23 protein-coding genes and 1 tRNA gene are annotated in these 19,295 nt (G+C 43.3%); 21 read left to right on the top strand and 3 right to left on the bottom strand.

Annotation, left to right across the window (positions count from 1 at the left end):
• The first annotated feature begins 2 nt into the window (after window positions 1-2).
• The 15 genes from CHH48_RS07225 to CHH48_RS19775 all read left to right on the top strand — a co-directional run bounded on the left by CHH48_RS07225 (window position 3) and on the right by CHH48_RS19775 (window position 12,380).
• Complete coding sequence (locus CHH48_RS07225) at window positions 3-305, top strand: hypothetical protein (protein ID WP_095218463.1); 303 nt, start codon at window positions 3-5, stop codon at window positions 303-305.
• A complete protein-coding gene (locus CHH48_RS07220; protein ID WP_095218462.1) occupies window positions 302-661 on the top strand; it encodes an HK97 gp10 family phage protein in 360 nt (119 codons plus the stop codon). The genes CHH48_RS07225 and CHH48_RS07220 overlap by 4 nt, the downstream gene beginning before the upstream one ends.
• Window positions 658-1,116 (top strand): hypothetical protein, encoded by a 459-nt coding sequence (locus CHH48_RS07215; RefSeq protein ID WP_095218461.1) that lies wholly within the window; start codon window positions 658-660, stop codon window positions 1,114-1,116. Before CHH48_RS07220 ends, CHH48_RS07215 begins: the two co-directional genes overlap by 4 nt.
• A gap of 19 nt (window positions 1,117-1,135) precedes the next feature.
• Window positions 1,136-1,537 carry a hypothetical protein gene (locus CHH48_RS07210; RefSeq protein WP_095218460.1) on the top strand — a complete coding sequence of 134 codons (402 nt, stop codon included), beginning with the start codon at window positions 1,136-1,138 and terminating at the stop codon, window positions 1,535-1,537.
• A gap of 111 nt (window positions 1,538-1,648) precedes the next feature.
• Window positions 1,649-2,002, top strand: coding sequence for a hypothetical protein (locus CHH48_RS07205; RefSeq protein ID WP_095218459.1), 354 nt, complete (start codon window positions 1,649-1,651; stop codon window positions 2,000-2,002).
• 311 nt (window positions 2,003-2,313) lie between these two features.
• The gene (locus CHH48_RS07195) at window positions 2,314-4,758 is read left to right on the top strand and encodes a phage tail tape measure protein (RefSeq protein ID WP_095218457.1); all 2,445 of its coding nucleotides are present in this window, start codon (window positions 2,314-2,316) and stop codon (window positions 4,756-4,758) included.
• Between the two features lie 17 nt (window positions 4,759-4,775).
• Entirely contained in the window at window positions 4,776-5,612 is an 837-nt protein-coding gene (locus CHH48_RS07190; protein ID WP_095218456.1) for a phage tail family protein, read from the top strand.
• Between the two features lie 27 nt (window positions 5,613-5,639).
• Window positions 5,640-6,932 (top strand): glycoside hydrolase family 113, encoded by a 1,293-nt coding sequence (locus tag CHH48_RS07185; RefSeq protein WP_095218455.1) that lies wholly within the window; start codon window positions 5,640-5,642, stop codon window positions 6,930-6,932.
• Window positions 6,929-8,038, top strand: coding sequence for a hypothetical protein (locus CHH48_RS07180; protein WP_095218454.1), 1,110 nt, complete (start codon window positions 6,929-6,931; stop codon window positions 8,036-8,038). The genes CHH48_RS07185 and CHH48_RS07180 overlap by 4 nt, the downstream gene beginning before the upstream one ends.
• 12 nt (window positions 8,039-8,050) lie before the next feature.
• Complete coding sequence (locus CHH48_RS19305; RefSeq protein WP_141230057.1) at window positions 8,051-8,350, top strand: hypothetical protein; 300 nt, start codon at window positions 8,051-8,053, stop codon at window positions 8,348-8,350.
• A 13-nt stretch (window positions 8,351-8,363) separates the two neighbouring features.
• Complete coding sequence (locus tag CHH48_RS07170) at window positions 8,364-9,944, top strand: phage tail protein (RefSeq protein ID WP_095218453.1); 1,581 nt, start codon at window positions 8,364-8,366, stop codon at window positions 9,942-9,944.
• A 336-nt stretch (window positions 9,945-10,280) separates the two neighbouring features.
• A complete protein-coding gene (locus tag CHH48_RS07165; RefSeq protein WP_095218452.1) occupies window positions 10,281-10,589 on the top strand; it encodes a hemolysin XhlA family protein in 309 nt (102 codons plus the stop codon).
• Window positions 10,590-10,618: 29 nt separating this feature from the next.
• On the top strand, window positions 10,619-11,002 hold the full coding sequence (locus tag CHH48_RS07160) for a hypothetical protein (protein ID WP_095218451.1): 384 nt from the start codon (window positions 10,619-10,621) through the stop codon (window positions 11,000-11,002).
• Between the two features lie 24 nt (window positions 11,003-11,026).
• Complete coding sequence (locus CHH48_RS07155; protein ID WP_095218450.1) at window positions 11,027-11,305, top strand: phage holin; 279 nt, start codon at window positions 11,027-11,029, stop codon at window positions 11,303-11,305.
• A 1-nt stretch (window position 11,306) separates the two neighbouring features.
• On the top strand, window positions 11,307-12,380 hold the full coding sequence (locus CHH48_RS19775) for an N-acetylmuramoyl-L-alanine amidase (protein ID WP_095218449.1): 1,074 nt from the start codon (window positions 11,307-11,309) through the stop codon (window positions 12,378-12,380).
• A 34-nt stretch (window positions 12,381-12,414) separates the two neighbouring features.
• Here the strand turns inward: CHH48_RS19775 and CHH48_RS07145 are convergent, their stop codons facing one another.
• On the bottom strand, window positions 12,415-12,870 hold the full coding sequence (locus CHH48_RS07145; RefSeq protein WP_095218448.1) for a hypothetical protein: 456 nt from the start codon (window positions 12,868-12,870) through the stop codon (window positions 12,415-12,417).
• Window positions 12,871-12,981: 111 nt separating this feature from the next.
• Here CHH48_RS07145 and CHH48_RS07140 point away from each other — a divergent pair, with 111 nt between their 5' ends.
• The 4 genes from CHH48_RS07140 to CHH48_RS07125 all read left to right on the top strand — a co-directional run bounded on the left by CHH48_RS07140 (window position 12,982) and on the right by CHH48_RS07125 (window position 15,909).
• Window positions 12,982-13,701, top strand: coding sequence for a hypothetical protein (locus CHH48_RS07140; protein WP_095218447.1), 720 nt, complete (start codon window positions 12,982-12,984; stop codon window positions 13,699-13,701).
• A gap of 246 nt (window positions 13,702-13,947) precedes the next feature.
• Entirely contained in the window at window positions 13,948-15,120 is a 1,173-nt protein-coding gene (locus tag CHH48_RS07135; protein WP_095218446.1) for an FtsK/SpoIIIE domain-containing protein, read from the top strand.
• Entirely contained in the window at window positions 15,059-15,661 is a 603-nt protein-coding gene (locus CHH48_RS07130) for a replication-relaxation family protein (RefSeq protein WP_095218445.1), read from the top strand. The genes CHH48_RS07135 and CHH48_RS07130 overlap by 62 nt, the downstream gene beginning before the upstream one ends.
• A gap of 172 nt (window positions 15,662-15,833) precedes the next feature.
• Window positions 15,834-15,909 (top strand) — tRNA-Arg (locus tag CHH48_RS07125).
• A 1,074-nt stretch (window positions 15,910-16,983) separates the two neighbouring features.
• On the opposite strand, the gene CHH48_RS07115 is transcribed toward CHH48_RS07125, so the two are convergent.
• Window positions 16,984-17,184: a hypothetical protein gene (locus CHH48_RS07115; RefSeq protein ID WP_095218444.1), complete on the bottom strand. Its 201-nt coding sequence runs from the start codon at window positions 17,182-17,184 to the stop codon at window positions 16,984-16,986.
• Window positions 17,185-17,643: 459 nt separating this feature from the next.
• Here CHH48_RS07115 and CHH48_RS19465 point away from each other — a divergent pair, with 459 nt between their 5' ends.
• A complete protein-coding gene (locus tag CHH48_RS19465) occupies window positions 17,644-17,799 on the top strand; it encodes a hypothetical protein (protein ID WP_176466379.1) in 156 nt (51 codons plus the stop codon).
• A 241-nt stretch (window positions 17,800-18,040) separates the two neighbouring features.
• Window positions 18,041-18,391: a hypothetical protein gene (locus CHH48_RS07110; RefSeq protein ID WP_176466380.1), complete on the top strand. Its 351-nt coding sequence runs from the start codon at window positions 18,041-18,043 to the stop codon at window positions 18,389-18,391.
• 25 nt (window positions 18,392-18,416) lie between these two features.
• Here CHH48_RS07110 and CHH48_RS07105 read toward each other — a convergent pair whose 3' ends face one another.
• Window positions 18,417-19,184 (bottom strand): hypothetical protein, encoded by a 768-nt coding sequence (locus tag CHH48_RS07105; protein ID WP_095218443.1) that lies wholly within the window; start codon window positions 19,182-19,184, stop codon window positions 18,417-18,419.
• Window positions 19,185-19,295: the final 111 nt, after the last annotated feature.

The following is a 19,295-nucleotide window of genomic DNA, read 5'->3' as shown; positions in this document are numbered from 1 at the left end:
TTATGAGATATGATGATAAATTGATTGAATTAGTTGGTATTCCAGTTGAGAACAATTTCACGGGAGAATATGATCTTTCTTGGCAAGAATCCGGAATAATAATTAACGCTTGTGTGGCTCCATTATCGGCGGAAATTCAAATGCGAGAATACGGTTTTATCACTGAAAAGGTTAAGAAAGCTATTACAAGAGATATAGTCAGTGAGAATAATCGATACAAGTTCGAAGATGAAATATACGTCGTTAAACAGGTGAAAAGACACAAGCATAGACGAAACTTTATGTTATTGGAGGTAGTTAAATGAAGTTTAAAGTGACTTCCTCCGATGATAATAAGCTCATTAAAGCATTAGGTCGATCAGCTGCGGATGAGTTGCGTAGAGAAATAGATATTACGGTTGAAGAACACACACGCAGCATGGCCGATGGAGCAAGCGATAACGCCCCGGTTCTAACTGGCGCGCTAAGAGACTCCATTCCTAGAAGCGTTGATAAAGTCGAAGATATGGTTTGGCTATTTGGGTCAGAGATGCCGTATGCACAACGCCAGGAATATGAACACCGTTCGCATAGCGCGTATTTTCGCCGTGCAATTTGGGCCGGTGAAACTCCTCTTAAAAAGGCGCTAATAGCAACGGTTGATCGGAGTGTAGGCAGATGATACATCAGATTTTATATTCTCTTCGGATAGCACTCGAAACCGAAGCTCCTGAATTGACAAAGGTTCAGATTCAGCAGGACGGCGTAACGCCGATAGGTATCGAAAAACCCTTCGGAACTGTCCGTTATTTATTTAGCGAAAAGAATTCTGAAGCGGCCGGAAGGCGGTATTATAGCTACGTTTACCGGATGCAAGTCGGCTTGTACGCTCGAGATTACGCCGAAAGGTTACGTATCGAGACGCAAATTGACGAAATCTTAGGGCAAGCGGAGGGCATTCCGTTATTTGATGACTCACTATTACCGACCGGAGACTACATTTTATGCGATGTAGGAACCTTTACTCCGATGACAAACGATGAAATTTCTAATAAGACGAACGATCATCGAGGCTATTACGATGTTTCGGTTCGAGTTTACCGCCAATCCAAGGGCGGTTTTTTATTTTCTCAATAAACGAAAGGTGGACGAATAAATGGCGGCACAAACTGGACAGTTCGCACGCGTTACTTATAGCGCCGGCGGAACTGACGTAGAGGTTTTGAAACTTCGCGAATGGTCGGTTTCTACTGACTTAGAAAGACCGGATACAACTGCAGCAGGTGACGAATGGGCTACGCACGTAGCAGCGCAGAAATCATGGGAGGGCGAAGCAACTTGTATCGACGCTGATCCGTTCTGGATTTCGCAAATGGGCGAGATGCTTACGATTAAATTCTACAAGCACGAAGACGATGCACAGCCAGTATTCCAGGGCGAAGCGACATTTAACGGAGAATATACGTCTCCTTACGATGACGTTATCGAGCAATCACTTTCCTACACTGGATCAGGCCCATTGACTAGCCCGTTGAAAGACGCACAAGCGGGAGCTTAATAGATTCATTGCCCGTCTAGGTCAAGCTAACCGAAAACATACGCCGAGATATGCTGGCGGGCAATATTTACTCGGCCAAATAAAACAACTAAACTCGGAGGTTGATTATAAATGGCTAAACAATTTGATGTAAAAGCGTTGCGTGACAAAGTAAGAAGCACGGACGATATCGTATACGATTCTTTCTACGTAAAAGAATGGGACGCTGAACTACCGGTTAAAACACTTACAGCGCCAGCGATGAAAGAAGTTATGAAGAATAAAAAAGACGAGGTTCGCATGATGATTCTCGCAGTATTTCACGGTTGCGAAACGCCAGAAGGCGAAAAAGTATTCGAACTTGCTGACGTAGCGGAATTCGAAAGCGGCAAGAAATCCTTCGCACCTATCGCAGGACTAGCCGGAAAGATTATGGAGATCAGCGGTCTTTCTGCTAACGCACAGACAGAAGCAAAAAACGACTAAACGCCGACCCCTTCTTGCGCAGCCTTTACGAAATAGCTGACGCAAAGAACGTGACAGTTGGCGATTTAACAGGAACAAGGCGCCGATATACGCGAGTCAACCTACCCGAACAACTCGCGCGATTGGTCGGGTTAGGGCCGGATGATGTCATCGAGCTTGAACATTTCGACGAGGGCATGGCGGTTACTGAACTTCCGTATTGGAGCGCCTTTTACGATATTAAAGCGAAAGAACAAAAGCAGAAGAAATAACGAGCTTGTCGGCTATTAGTCGGCAGGCTTTTATTTTTGCGCAGAAAGGGCGGTGAATAAATGGCTTTGAATATCTCGTTCAAAATTAGCGCAATAGATGATTTCTCAAAAACAATGTCCAATCTGGAAAGTCGCACGCAGAGGGCATTCGATACTGTTGGTAATATCGGTGCGGGATTTACGGCAGCAGGCGCTGGTATGGCGGCGGGTCTTGGCGTTGCGGTAAAAACAGCGGCGGATTTCGATACGGCTATGCGAAAAGCCGGTGCTATAGCGGGCGCTAACGTGGGTCAATTCGCTGATATGCGGGAAGCAGCGTTAGAACTCGGAGCGACAACTTCCAAAAGTGCTTCTGAAGTAGCCGTGGCAATGACGGAACTAGCTGCGAAAGGTTTCGACGCTAACGAAGTAATTGCGGCAATGCCGGGCGTTATCTCAGCGGCCGAAGCATCCGGTGAGGATTTGGCATTAACTTCCGATACCGTAGCGTCAGCGCTTAACATATGGGGACTGGAAGCCTCCGATGCGACAACAGTTGCGGATGTACTAGCGATGTCGGCTAACAAAACGGCGGCTGGTGTTGAGGACTTATCCTACGCATTCAAGTACGCAGGCGCTCCGGCAGCAGCGTTAGGTATATCGATGGAAGAAACGGCTAGTGCGGTAGGTTTAATGACCAATGCGGGTCTTGACGGATCGAATGCTGGAACGGCTTTACGTGCGTCATTACTAGCGTTAAATAATCCAGCCAAAGCACAGCAAAAGATAATGGATCAATTAGGCTTCTCGGTGCAGGATAGCTCCGGTAATGTAAAGAGTTTGTCAGAGATGATAGGCGATCTAACTGCAGCTACAGAAGGGATGTCAGAGGCGGATAAGGTTGCGACAATTTCGAAGTTAGTTGGAACAGAGGCAACTTCCGGCTTCCTAGCACTAATGGACGCAGGACCAGACAAGATAAACGCCATGACACAATCACTCGAAGACAGTGCGGGAGCATCGGCGGAGACAGCAGCGCAAATGAAAGCGGGTATTGGCGGTACACTCGAGAACCTGCAAGGGGCCTTCGAGACACTCGCTATTTCGATAGGTACAGCGTTAATTCCTGCGATATCCTGGATTGCGACAGCAATGGCGGGTCTAGCAAACTGGTTTAATGCTTTGCCGACACCGGTACAGAACATGATAGCGATTATGGCAGCACTTGCAGCGGCATTCCTATTATTAGGCGGGCCATTACTAATCTTAATCGGACAACTTCCTGGATTGGTTATCGCATTCTCGGCAGTTGCGGGAGCAATCGGAATCGCAACAAGTAGTCTTGTTGCAATAGTCGCAATTATTGCGGCAGTAGTTGCAGCGGTCGCATTAATTGGTGTAGCGCTTGTACTAGCTTACAACAAAGTCGAGTGGTTCCGTAATATGGTCAACGCGGCTTGGGCTTGGATACAAATGGCGTGGACAACTGCGCTAAATGCAATTCGTACTGCTGTAGTAACGGTACTTGCGTTCGTATCTCAATATATAGCGCAAATATTAGCTTATGCACAGCAATTGTGGGCGACACACGGGGCAGCAATTACCGCAAACGTCATGTCAATCTATAACTCGATAAAAAGTTTCATATCAACAGTAATCAACGCAGTTGCTTCGTTTATTCAAGCGGTTCTAGCAAAGATACAAGCATTTTGGTCTGAAAACGGAACAACTATAATGGCGGTAGTTCGTGCTACATTCCAGTTTATTTCAACAACAATTCAGTCGATTATGCAACTGGTTATGGGCATTATTAAAACAGGTTTAGGCGTAATAAAAGGAATTTTCCAAGTTGTAATGCCTCTTGTATCCGGATTGGTAAAGGTAGCATTCGCAACAATTCAAACAATCGTGATGTCCGTAATCGATATTATTTCTGGTATTATTCAGGCATTCTCGGCAATGTTTGTCGGAGACTGGGAAGGTGCCTTTGAAGCCGTTAAAGGTATCGTAACAAACGTAATGGAAAACATCGTTTCCACCTTCGAAGGAATTGATCTAGTCCAAATCGGTAAGGACATTATCAACGGACTAATCGACGGTATATCCAGCATGGCAGGCGCAGTGTGGGATTCCGTAAAAAGTATCGGAAGTGGTATCAAGGACAGCTTTACGGGATTCTTCGATATCAACTCGCCATCTCGCGTGATGAACAAAGACGTCGGGCGCTGGATCACGCTAGGTATTCCGGAAGGTATGGAAGGAAGCATGCGAACAGCTATTTCGTCAGCTAAGAAAGTGTCCGGAAGTATCCTCGATGCTGCAACGTCAGATGTCGGAGGAGCGCGCGGTCGTTACACGGCATCATCGAGACAAGTAGCAGCGGTAGCTCAGCCGGCTGGTCCGACGATAAACATGCCGATATCTTATCACGGAACATCTTCCCGAGAAGAAGTCGACCGTATGGTATCTGCGGTACAGCGTGAGCTAGACCGGGCTTATCGTGCAGAGAAAAGCCGTAAGAATTAACGGAAGGGGGCGGAAACTTGGCGAATACTTTAGATTTAATCATCGATACAATTAGGGGCGAGCGAATCGCCCTTTCCGAAACAAGGACAAAGGTCATAAATTTCGAAATAGAATCGCCTGATCCAATTCATACTCAAATAGAGCGTGACGGGATTAACGGTTTTCTTGACGCTGGCACAACATTCGGGGGACGGACGATGCGCGGCGTCTTTTATTTTGATGGTTACGATGTTTACGATTATCGATTACGACGGAATCTTATATATCGCATATTTGATTCAGCCGAGCCGTTTTATCTAACCGAATCTCACCTACCGGATCGTCGTTGGCTCGTAAAGGTCGCATCAAAATACTCTGTAGAACAGCAGTATAAACATGGATTTTTCGAAGTTGAATTCGTGAGTCCATCGCCATATGCGGAATCAATCGGACTACCTTCGGACGACTTTACGTTCGACGGACTATGGGAGTTCGGAATGGGAATACCGTACGACGATTTCAGTTACGAGCATACGACGCGATCATTTTCGATATGGAATCTCGGGGATATAACGGTGGATTCACGAAATTACATCGAATATATGCAACCTCTAACGATTCAGTACGTCGGAGCTTCGAGTGGACTTACAATGACGAATCGGACGACAGGTGATATGTGGCGGTATAACGGAACTAGCGCTACAGCCGATGTTATTACGTTGGAGGGCGATAGGTCACGGAAAAACGGAACGTCGATATACGGACAGACAAATCGGGGACGGCTGCGGTTGGATCCGGGAAAGAATAAGTTTGAAATAACGGGAACGAATGGGGATTTTAGGATACTGTTCGATTTCCGTTTTCTTTATATCTGACGAGAACATACGAAAGGAGACGATAATGTGCCGATTATAAGGAATATAAAAAATGAAGTGGGCGCAGAGGTTAGACAAAGGCTTAATGATATCACCGATATAAAAGCGGAGTCTTCGCAAGCAGTAAAAGTTTCGGAAGAAGCGAATATAAAGAGTCAGGCTGCAGACGGCAGGAGTGAGTATCAAAAAGAACGACTTGATATGTTAATCGCAAACGGGGAGCAACCTTCGGAAGTAGTCGACTTAAGAAAAGATACAGACGGGGTGGAGCATGCAACTGCCGGCGAAAGAGTAGCTTCTGATTATACGAAAGTATCAAGTCAACTGACCAATACAGACCAGAAGGTTACTGGTTTAAATCGGATGTTGAATGGTTCGGATAATAAAAAGATAATGTCGGCTTCTTTTTACTTTTGGAACAATTTAACTATTAACGATAATGTGCTGAATAAAACGTATACATTGGATCGTTTAAAAGAGCTTGGATTTACGCATATAACGTTGTGTATTCTGCTGCAATGTCGTGATACTTCTACGTTTAATTCTTGGGGGTATGATTACACACTTGATAAGTTTAAAGAGATGGTGCGGTTTATTCAAGATTACGGCTTTAAAATTATAGTCAAATTTCACCCAAATGATTCCGGCGGTAACAGCATATACAAAAACAACAATTTCCCAAGCGATCCTACAGCGATGTTCAGTACATTACAAAAGTGTATTGTTGATACTATTAAAGGTAACGACGTGGAAATTGTGTGCTTGGCTAACGAAAGTCCTAATATCACAGAAAACTATAGAGACCAATGGTTTCAATTAATTAATGCAGTGCGGACTTCTAATCCAGAAATAAAAGTAACTAATTCTCCGACTTTTTGGGATGTTGAGCATGATACGTGTGTATTTTGGGATTTATGTGATTATATCGGTGGAAATATTTATCCGAAATCCACAGATGAACCCGTAGCCAGCATTAATACAATTACGAAGTCAATGTATCAAAGCTTCGATAATCAATACCATTATTTCTTTAAATTCTTGGAGCTATCGAAGAAGTACAACAAGCCTTATTTAATTACGGAGGTAGGTATCCTTCCGTATGAGTCTCAAACGTTCGATCCTGCGTCTTGGAGCCCTCTAAGTAACGTTTACAATGAGGACGTTCAGTACAACTTCTACAAGTCCTTTCTAAACACTTATATGAATGCTGATAGCTGCGCGGGCATTCTAATTTGGAGCGTGACTGACCCTAACTTCAACTTTATTGGAAGAAAAGGGGAAACAGCCATTGAGGAATTTAACGGAGGTAATACAGTATGAATTCTACAGAGTTAAGTATTCACGATTTTCTTGTACTACATGAAGGTAATCATGGAGAAAACGGCAACCCTCACCCGCAATATGTAGGTCCATCTTTTTATTACTCAACAAAGACAGATAGTACGTCACAAAATAAATATGTACGAATTGCAAGGTTGGAAGTCGATACAACAAAAGCAGGGGCGCAATACATTAGTACTGAATATAAGGTTTCCAATGTCAGTACTTTTGATGATATGCCACAGAACTTTAATGTATTTCTACGTGTGCGAACAAATCGCGCGAGTGGTTCTCCTACCGCTTTTTCTCTTCTTGTCAGTGATAACAGAGGATCAGCCATCGCAAAAATAATTCAAGATGATGAACAAAAATGTGTAGTGGATTTGTATATAAAAAATAGCTTTAACAGTGGAATTATCAACTTCCAGAAACTACTGGAAATAAAGACACTCTGGGCAAAGGAAGTCATATTCACTACTGATAGCTATATTTCTACATTGAGCGGGAATTTATTTTATCCGGAGTATGTATCTTTGAGCCAGTCCTATATCACAAGTTATACGGGAGCAACTGGTGGGAAGTGGGCTAAAATTGCTACTGCCTATATTAAAAAGCCCGAAAATAACGATTCCATTACTTCTCTAATATCCTTAGCAAATTCCTATGTGAATAATCCTGTAGCGCAATCAAGATCAGTTATAATTCAGTTTACCGCAAAGTACCAAAGTGATGGATCGTCCTTTGTAACGTCTCAAGTCATTTCAGGAACCGGTGTATCCTCTAGCGACATAGCCACTGTAAAAAGAGTTGTAAATAATGACCTATATGTCGATTTATATGTCAAAGTAACAAATCATTACGATGCGTACATTTTCTACCCATTAGTGCGAGAACTTCATTATCAGAATCGGAAAATCGATTTTCTTAACAGAGCGGGAACTGTTGATGCATTACCTTCTGGTGCAGTCATGGGTTCGTCTAGGACATACTTGGAACTTACACCGATATCAAAAGGACAGGCAGTAAAGAATTCTATATTTATTGACCAAGCCGACGGAAAACTAAAATTCTTAGATAGTAACTTATCTGATTATCTACTATATTAAGGAGTGAATTCGATGGCATTACAACAGACATTTACGGTACCAGATAGCGGTGTAACAATAACAAAGGCATATATATGTGTGGAGGTTACTGAGGTTACATCCGTCAATCAAACAATATTATTAGGCTTTTATATAAACAGGGATGCTAAATTGAATGGTAAAGAGCCCGTTTACAGAAATAAACACTCCTTCGCACCAAACTTGTCTTCAGATTCAAAAAATGCTTTTGTGCAGGGGTATGAGTATGTAAAAACATTGCCGGAATACCAAAGTGCAGTTGACATATTTGAAGAGGGTCAAGTCATTCCTTAATTGAGGTGATAAAATGGCAGACTTATCAATAATTATACAACCATCTGTTTCCGAGCCAATCTCGGACATGGCCGACTTTACCCGAAAGCGTACCACAGACGGCACTTATGAGATTTCATTTTACGTAACTCGTACGCAGCGCAACGCGGATATATTCGACGCAATAGTAAACGAAGCTTACCTCGAAATTGACGGTGAGCTTTTTATTATTGGCGAAACTTCCCGGAACCCTATCGGCAATACCGTCGAAAAGTATGTTCGAGCGCAACATGAAATGTTCAATAAGCTTCGAACGTTCATCGAAACTACTCGATCGGGCGCGCTGCGGCTTAACGCCTGTCTCGATATTGCGCTCGCTGGCTCCGGCCTAACTTACGAAGTTGTCGGCGATTTCCCATCGGAGGAGTTCGAAAACTTTGGACAGAATACAGGCATTAAGTTGCTCGAAACCATCGTCGACCGGTTCGAAGTGGAATACCGCGTTGTTGGAAAGCACCTCGTATTTGCGAAGGAGATTGCGCGCTATACGGACGACCATTTCTCGCATGGGCATAATTTGGCTTCCATTGAAGAGAATGTAAACACTGATGACATTCGGACTTTCATTAAAGGGTTCGGAGCGGTAGATGAAGAGACTGGTGAATATCTTGTAACAGCGGAATATGAATCTCCTTATGCTGGGTTATATCGGGACGAAAATGGAAACAAGCGCTTGTTGTATGCGGAATACGTATACGATGAGCGCTTTACTAATTATGCGAGCTTATTAGCGGAACTAAAGCGGACGCTTAACGATACGCCCGAATATAACTTGACGATTACGTATGAGGAACTGAAGCGGAATGGATTCACGCTGTACGACTTCCAGCTCGGAGATTACGTATGGGTTAAGTACGAACCGTTAGGACTCGATTTGCAAGTACGGATTATTAGCGTCGAAGATTATCCGTTTAATAGCGGCAAGTCTCCGGTAATAGAGCTCGGTAACTTTAACGTCAGCTATGTCGGAGGAGTTGTACGGGCGGAGCGCGCTGTCCAGAATCAATCCGTACAGATATCTACCGTAACCGTTAATGTAACGAAGGCTCAAGCGGAAGCGAAAAAAGCAAACGAAGCTGCGACGGTAGTTCAGCAGCAATTAACGCAAGAAACCGAAACTTGGTCGGGCCATATCAATAATTCGGACATTCACGTAACACCGCAGGATAAACTTGCCTGGGACGATCATATCGAAGATGACGCGATTCATGTTTCGCAAGCTGACCGGGATAAATGGAACGCGGCATCTGATCCGGATGGTTCGGCAGAACTGGCGCTAAAGATTGCTCGACTTCGAGGGCGAAAGGTCCATCGCCTACTCTACGCTGGAAACAAAACAATTACGCTTCCGTTTTCGTACGATCCCGGTAAGAATCAGTTGGACGTTCGCGTCGAATATCTTTCGCGTATCAGCGGATCATCCGGCGCATTGCCTGCTGGAATGGTTGCGGACTACCTCGAAACTAACACAACGTCGATTACGTTCACCGACGCTATGAATCCTCCTAACGGAACGTATATCGAAATCTTCATCGCAGACAAGGATGTGACATAATGCGGGGTATTCAGATAATCGTAATTCCTGACGGATGGGTGACGCTGAATGATGACCTTTCTCCGGCGTGTATATTAGTATTCGACGGAGCTTCGATTGATTTAACGTAATTAAGTATGATTTAACGTTTACATCCGATGTAATATCGGGTATATTATTCTCAAAGCAGGCGGAGCGGACTAGCTACCCGTTCTTTCGTTCCGTGGGACGGCCTGCTTTTTTGTTTTGTACGAAATTCCCACGGAATCAACTAAGAACCGCACGCCCAACGAACAGGCTCGCCAATCTCGGCGGGCTTTTTTATTTGCCACGGAAAATATGAACGGAGGTGCAACGGTGCCAGACGGAAATAAATACGATATTTACGATGCCGAACGTGAGATTCGAGAAATTCGCGACGAGTTGCGGGAATGGCGGCAACGGGACGAAAAGAAGGACGAAAAGATAAACGAACTTACTGGACGTTTGCAACAAGTCGAATCGGACGTCCTCGGATTAAAAGAGATGCTCGGCGAAATTAAAGGTGATACGAAATGGTTAAGGCGGACGATTACCGGCGGACTGATTGGCGCAGTCATTACGGTAGTCGGCGGCCTTTTTCTATTTTTCCTACAAAACGGATTTAGCTCAGCGATGCCGTTCTAGCGGGCGGCAACTGAAAGGAGGTGCAAGAAATGCAACGACCGGTAAAAGGGACGCAAAAGGCGATTCCCTTCTTCGAGGTTTACGTATGTCTCATCAGCGCCTATATTTCGGTAGTCTTGCTTGTTTCCGATATTTTCGAGAAAGACGCTAACTTTTATCAATATATGACCGCAGTTATGCCGGCTGTAGCGTGGGGACTCGTCGCTTTTGCGGCGTCCGTCCTTATTGCGCTCGGCCTCGTGCTTAACTGTCGCTGGTTGCGTATCGGCGGCTTGGCTATATCGATGTTCTTTTACGTATTCTTGGCGACGTCCAGCATGCTCGATTTTCCGAACATGTCTGCGGGCGTCTATTTTATTACCGCATTAATGTCGCTACTATCGATCTTCTACGTTCGATTTAGCGAACTTTAAACGAAACTAAACGGAGGTTATACGATGATTAACTGGAAAGTCCGATTTAAAAACCCGCAATTTATTATTCAGCTGGCGCTATCGATTATCGTTCCGATTCTCGCTTATGCCGGACTAACGGCGCAAGACCTGACGAGCTGGCCGATACTTTTCGAAGTAGTCGGCGGAGCTTTCAGTAACCCGTACGTACTATTCCTCGTAGCTGTCAGCGTGTATAACTCGGTCGTTGATAATACGACACGGGGCGTATCCGATAGCGCGCAGGTAATGTCGTACGACAAACCGAAAGGGAGCGGATTATAATATGGCGTACAAAGTAGCAATTGACGCAGGGCACGGCGGTAATGGATCTACGCCAGGCAAGCGGACACCGGCGGGCGAGTACGAATGGAACTTTAACAATACGGTAGTCAACGCAGCTATTGCGAAGATGAAAGATTACGGAATCACCGTTCTACGTACGGACGATGCTAACGGTAAGACAGACGTACCCTTGAAGACTCGCACCGATAAAGCGAACAGCTGGGGCGCAGATGCTTACGTATCGGTACACCATAACGCTAATACCGGCAAGTGGGGCGATTGGACAGGCGTCGAAACGTACACGTATACGGGAAGCCAGCCGAAATCCGAGAAGCTAGCGAAAGCCGTCCACCCTCGTATCGTATCGGCGATGGGCTTACGTGATCGTGGCACGAAGAAAGCGAACCTCCATATCGTACGCGAAACGAAGATGCCGGCAATCCTAACGGAAGGCGGCTACATGGATTCGAATATCGATATCAAGAAGATGCGCGATAATGCGGTACTTCGCAAGCAAGGCGAAGCTATCGCGGATGGCGTAGCGGAGTATTTCGGAATTAAAGTAAAGGCTTCGGCCAAGACCGAAACTGCAGCGCCGACTAAAACGGCAACAGCTACGGCTAAGCCTGCGAAATCGTCTTCTGCGGCTAAATATCCAGCAGCTAAAAGCGGAGAAGGAATCGTCGATTATCTTAAGCGAGCTGGCGTAGATTCTTCGATGGCTAACCGTAAAAAGCTTGCGGCACAGCACGGTATTAGCGGGTACAGCGGAACGGCATCGCAGAATACGCAGCTAATCGCTAAGCTTTCCGGTAGCACAAAGGCGGCGTCTGCTCTGAAAAAGGCGGCTAGCACAGCGAAAGCTTCCGGAAGCTCCATCGTTCCTTATCCGGGCAAGCTTATTCGGAAAGGCTCGAAAGGTAAAGATGTCGGTCGCATCCAAAGAGCTGTCGGAGTTAAAGCGGACAATGATTTCGGGCCAGCAACGGAAGCAGCTGTCAAGGCGTATCAGAAGCGCAAAGGGTTATCTGCGGACGGTATCGTTGGCCCTGCGACATGGAACGTAATGTTCTAAGCGTAATAAAAAAGCTCGCCATATCGGCGGGCTCTTACATAATCTCAATATCGTTCATTTTTTCTAATTCAGTTTTTAAAGCTGCAATGTGGACGTTTAGTTGTTTGTCCATGAATCTTATACCCTCAACAGCAGTATTAAAATGGCCTTCAGTAATTAGTTTAGAAAGAGGATAGGGCTCTTCTGTATTTCGATTAAAGTTGAGTTCGAGAACTTCACCGCTAACAGGGTTGTAGACAACTATCACGTTGTACTCTGGGTTAGCCAGAATCGGTCCAACTGCGGTATGGTAATCTATTGAAGGGTGAGTAAAAAATAGATTAAGTCTTCGATATTCTTCAATAATATGATCATAATTATCTACTAAGTCCGACAAAAGTTTTTCTTTCTCATTGTAAGCTTGTGTGACTTTACTTCTAAGCGAGGTTATTTCTTCACTTAATATAGCTACATCTTTTAACGTGATACTTGGCGACAAAGAATCAGACATATTATCACTCACTTTCAATATTATAAATACATAATACCATTAATTTCAATTAAGATGAATCTTATGTACTGCATTTTCGTAGATATTGAAAAGAGCGAGGAGGCATTAGGAATGAAAGAGCCTTTATACAGGAGAATCTGGTTTATCATTCTATGGTTAGTATTATTTTTTCCAATTGGACTTGTCTTAATGTGGATTAGTAAGAAGTGGACTAGGGTTACTCGAACAATAATAACTATAGGTGTTATAACACTTGCTATTATTGGTTTTGTGAAAACGCCGGATTCAACTACAACTGCTAGTGCTGACGAAACTAAAGAAGAAGGAAAAGCGGAGCCTGTTGTGGTAGAAGAGGAAGTCCCTAAAGAAAATGAAGAACAAGAAGTGAAAGAAGAAACCAAAGCTTCCCTGGATCAAAGCATTACTAAATCTATAAATAAAGTCGCTGGTGAAGAGACAAATATGGATGGTAAACGCATTAAAGAGTTGGAAATTAACGACAACATGGGTACTGAAGAGGGAGACGATAAGATTGTTATAGCGTCACTTAGGGCCGACGATAACTTTTCGGAGAGCTATATAAAGGCTGGCATAGAGGATGACTCCTCGCGGTTGTTTGAGAAGCTATTCCAAAATGAAGAAGTATCTAACGTGGTATTGGATTGGTACTTCCCGTTAGTTGACCAGAGCGGTAACGAAGAAGAATCCGTAATTAACACAATCGGAATGACTCGCGAAACTTTCGAAAAGATTAAATGGGACAATTTCAACCGAGACAATTATCCAAACATAGCGGACGACTATTTTATCCATCCGGTATTAAATAAATAAGCGAAAACTAGCGAGGTGGCTACGGCTGCTTCGCCTCTTTTTTCTTGTTTTCAGCGGCACACAGAAAAGGGAGAGAAGAGAAAGAAAAATAAAGAAGTACTTATAACATAAGTGTAACGAAAAAACAGAAGTTCCGAATTCGGAATTTAAGCAACAAATGACAACGTTCGGAATATGCTGTTTGTGTATTCTCCTTCGGAAGACACATCCGAATAATCCGGAGACTATACGAAAGGAACATGTACGATGATCGCAGAGCTTGGCGCAGCAATGCTAGCAACTTCGGCCATACAAGCAGCGTATTATCTCCCGATGGCTCGTCGCCGTAAACTCAATGTCATATTTCGGCGGAACAACTTCGTAAGGCATGTCGGCAAGTCCGTATTCCTGCCGGCATATCGCGGTAAAGAAAAGACGGATCGGTTCGAAGAGTATCGCTATACAATTCCGTTAGGTCTGACAGTAACAGAAAAGCTCGCCAGCAGTATCGAGCAGGCTTTCGCAGAGACTACGCTAGTCAGCCGATCAGATGGGCAGCTAGTGGTACGCTTTTATCGGACGACGATTCCGAGTAGGGTAACATATTCAGATATGGCGCAGCCAGGCGAAGGCTATTCCGTACCGATCGGAATGTCGCTCGATGGCGCAGTCACGCATGACTTCGATAAGACACCGCATATGACGGTCGCCGGTGCCACGCGTCAGGGTAAGACGGTGTTCCTAAAGTCCGTTATAACGTATCTCACCGAACAGTATGCAGACAGCGCCCGGCTATATCTAATCGACATGAAGGGCGGGCTCGAGTTCGGCAAGTTATCGCCATTAAATAACTGCGAATCAGTGGCGTCAGATGTATTCGAGGCTTATTACCTTCTGACCGCATTGCAGGGCCAATTTGAAGCGGATTTAAAGCAATTCCGTCGACTAGGTTATACGAATATCGTAGAGACAGCCGTAAAGGAACGGAAGTTTATTATCGTTGATGAAGCTGCGCAGCTCGCACCGGATAAGAGCGATGGATCCGAAATAAAGGCGCTAAAGCAATCGTGCATAGATATCTTATCGGAGGTCACACGGGTCGCAGGAGCGCTCGGATACCGGCTCATTTACGCCACGCAGTACCCGACAGCCGACGTACTTCCTCGGCAAATAAAGCAGAATAGCGATGCAAAGATATCCTTCCGATTGCCGACCGAAATAGCTTCGCGGGTTGCTATCGATGAACAAGGCGCGGAGAAGCTAACGCAGCCAGGGCGCATGATCTATCGGACACACGAACGGATAGAAGCGCAGGCGCCGTATATATCCGATGATGAAATGATTCAGCGATTAAAGCTGCCGAAAGGAGTTATCGAATATGAACGTCCAGTCAGAGAGATTCCGCAAACGGACGGAGCAGATATTATCGTGTTTGAATAGCTTCGAATATGCTACGCGACCAATGATGCAAGATGCGCTTAATCTCGGCGGGGAACGTAATGCTAACCGGATCCTCGGTCGACTAGAATCCGATAAGCTCATACGGTCATTTCGGCGGGAGATGAAAGTCTACACGCTCACGAAGAAAGGGGCGGCCATGATCGGAATAGACGACCTAAGGCACGCGAGGGAACCATACGTACAGCATATCTTACTTCGGGGGCAGGCGTGGCTAGACCTGGGGAGACCGGCGAGCTGGCAGGTAGAGCGCCCGATAAAGTTCGTTAACTATCGGATAATCCCCGATGCTATGTATACGGATAATATTCAGCATCACTTCGTCGAGATAGATCGTACGCAGCGAATGGCGGTCAATCGCGACAAGCTAAAAGCATACGCTCTTCTGCAGCGAATACACCGTCAAGGGTCGAAGGAACCGCCGGCCGTCCATTACGTAACTATATCGGAAACGAGGGCGAAGAAGCTCCGAAAGATGGCAGAAGAAGAGAAAGCGCGCATAATCGTAACAGTCACCGAATAAAATTATTACTTGCGCCTTCCCGTAGATTAACGTATAATACTCATTGTCACGTCGGTGCGAAATTGTCCGCTAAGACAGCGGGGTACTCGTCCTTTTCCGTAACACCGTTAAGGCTTTCGGATGACACAACGCACACAAACGTTGATAATACGCGATTTTATCGATTACATATGCGCTCGTAGCTCAGTCGGATAGAGCGGTGGTTTCCGGTACCACGTCTGCCGGGGGTTCGAATCCCTCCGAGCGCGCTAATAAATACAGAGATAGCAAGGGTCAAGGCGAAAGGCGAAATGCCACCCTTGCTATTTGTTTGTTCAAATGCAGTTTGCAAACATATTGCAAACCTTCGTGTTCCGTAATAAATTTAATCCCTTCTTTTATTGATAAGCTGACCCAACATATCAGCAGCTGCTGATTGCATACCTGGAATTAAATGAGAGTAGGTATCTAAGGTTATTTGTATGCTGGCATGCCCCAGTCGTTCTTGCACAACCTTAGGGTGCACACCCATCTTCAATAAAACGTTTTCACTAGATATTATATCAATTCTTACTTTTGAAAGTTACTTTTGTTAATAATTTCAAAACTTTCTCTAGAATAGTTCTAACGTAATAAGTACGAAACATGCAGTAAGCGTTTAAGCAATCTTTGGATTATATTGAGAGACAGATAGTTGAATTTAAATATTTAAATTCTACTGAGGTTAATGACTTGAATATTTATATGGAAATAGGGATTAAAGGGAAGTTTTATGCGAAAAAGCGAATTGCTCTACTTAGAATCGCTACTGCTATTGGAATGATATAAAGAAAAAGACAGCATGGTTTATGCTGTCTTTTTCTCATTGGTTTAGGGAGATAATCAAATTCATAAGTAAGAAAATCAAAAAATATTGTGCTATTTTAATTGATTTCTTGGTAGTTGAATTATTCTCTATTAGTTGATACAACATGATTACAATGATAAGACTGCAGAACAAAGATAGGATTAAACTGCTCATCATTTCTTCTCCCTTATATTAGAGTCTGCCTAGTTGATCATATAATATTTACCAGATCTACTGCTATTCCAGATTGTGATTGCAGCAACCCAAGCAGAACCCACTGCTCCTAATGCAGTGATTACAGCTGGCCAAGTAAGAACTGCAACCCCTAATGATCCTGCTAGTTTAGCACTTGCACCTACAATTGTATTTCGGCTACTTGCTACATCACGAGCTAAGGCATTAAAATTAGATACCCCTGAATTAAGCGGCTTATTCTCAACGCGTGATGTTCCTTAACCCCCATCTAAGAAAGCGTTTGTTGGTGTCTTATATGCCTTCATGTAATATCGTTTAAGATTTCTTCTTTGTCTTCAAAGTCAGCCACACCTAATTGAGCATTCTCATATGCTTGTTCTAATACGATCTGATTACTAACAGGCTGTTCTTCTGCTTTAATAGAATCTGCTGCATAAGGGTTTAGAATAATACTGAATGATAGACCTAAGACTACAAAAGAACTGACTACTGTTTTTTTCATTCAAGTTCCTCCTAAAATAATATCTCTAAAATCTAGAAGAGTTTCTTTCCTACAGAGGTCAAGGCTTGTGTTAGTCGTAGTCTATACTATCCCTCCTAGTTACTGAGCTCGCTTAACACTAACTTACATATAATGATAAGTCCACCTTTTTTCTGGAAACCTTAAGTTGGGAAAGTTTCTGGACAAAACGGGTACCAAATTGGTACCTTTTTTTATTGATGAAAGTAATAACATTATCTCAGAGGCAAAAATTCCTCTGGGAGAAGCGCCTTTCCCTTATCAAGACGTACTCGCCTGATTTTGCACGACTGTGAAGGATGCCTGGTTAACGAGGGGAGCATCTGGAGTTGGGAGCGCTCAGTTAGCGGGACGGGGTTTAGACATTCAGATAGACAATTAACTAGAGTAGCCATAGGCAGGGCCGTCGGATTATTCCCTTCTTTAAGGTGTGCTGATCAGGTGAATGAGATTAAGGTACGACAGATGGAGCGAGCTATGGAGGGATCGCTCGATTTTATTGAGAAGCAGATCATCGATCAGAATTACTTAAACTCACAGGAAATAAATGATCTTAATATATATGGACTTGGGTGTGAAGAAGGGGAAGTTCTATAAAAAGAAGAGAAGTTCTCTCTATAGACTTGCTACTGCAATAGGGGTTATATAGAAAAGATTAACCTTTAAAATTATTGGTACGTTATATTTATTTGTAATTAGGAGATGGAATGCTAAAAAACACTAGTGAATATCTAGAGTTCTGTAAGAATACAAACTTATGAATTAGAAAATACCTTAGTGACAATAGAAGATAGTATAGTATAATGTTAATATATGTAATTTGCGAGAGGGGATTTTTATGTCATCAGATACGTTATATTTACATGTTTACGCTCAACACTCATACCATCAAGAGTCTTTAATTGTTGGTAACAGAGAAGGGTTATTAGAGCTTAGAAAATTGATTGATAAGGCTCTTGCTCAAGGAACCTCCGTTAGCGGAAGTCTGTTCTCTTCAGATGATGAGGGATATGAGTTGTATGTTGGTATGGTAAATGATGAAGACTTGTTTAAATCCTTTGAAATGCCCTATACAGCCCAATTTGGAAAAAAAAATGATCATAGTATGTTCCTGAATTTGAAAAATGACCCTGATGCACCACACGATGTATTTGAAATCTTTAAAAACACAAAAAAAGAGGAGGGGTGATTTTTCACTCTCCTCTTTTTCTTTCTTAATATAGTGTTGTATTGGATTTTGGTTTATGTTTTGAAGGAACTAATGATCTTAATGAATAATGTTGGCTCATTCCATTTTTACCACTAGCAATGTGATAGTGCCAATACCAGCTTGAAGAGCCAGGTTTTAAGGGGATTGTTCCATTATCAACTCTAAATATCATTTGTTTTGATGGCTTATGCTGAATTTTAAGTAGTGAAGTAATTTTCCCATTTCTGTTTTTTTCGTTCCAATATAACTTATAGTTTTTTCCGACTTTTTTAAGTTTGTTCTTCAGATATTTTGAAGCAACTTTAGTTCCGTGTTTGGCGGCTGCTTGTATAGCAAATCTACCAGCTGCTGCAGCAATTGGGACAAGGATTGGAACTATCATAGGCTTCATCATTCCAGCTTCCTGTTCTTTCTCATATTCAGCGTATTCCTTATTATATTCCTCTTCTAATGTCAGAAACTCAGAGCTGTTATAGATATCTTCATATGCTTGTTCAAATTCTTCCTCACTCATATTCTCAAAATCTTGTTCAGAATAATTAAACTCGCTAAGGTAATTATCGATTTCTACTTCAAGTTCGATTATTTCTTCGGGTAATTCCTCTTCTGCTAACTCACTTTCTTCGTTGAGGTATGAAGATTCATCTTGTATGTATTTGGAGTTGTCGATTACATTAGTACTTGCTGAAGCATCTGCAAAACCTGGTAAAACTGCACTTATAAGAAGTACAAGACTAAGAAACACTGGAATTACTTTTAAATAAAATCGCACTAATAAAACACTACCTTTTCTCAAATAGTTTCGAGTGTAATAGTATAAAAATAATGACATGTATTTACATATATTTGCTAAATTTCACATATTAATAGTGAATAGTTACGC

The sequence above is a fragment of the Terribacillus saccharophilus genome (assembly GCF_002272075.1).
Taxonomy (GTDB): Bacteria; Bacillota; Bacilli; order Bacillales; family Amphibacillaceae; genus Terribacillus; species Terribacillus saccharophilus_A.
Note: the sequence above shows the minus strand (reverse complement) of the source record. Positions and strands in the feature narration are given on the sequence as shown.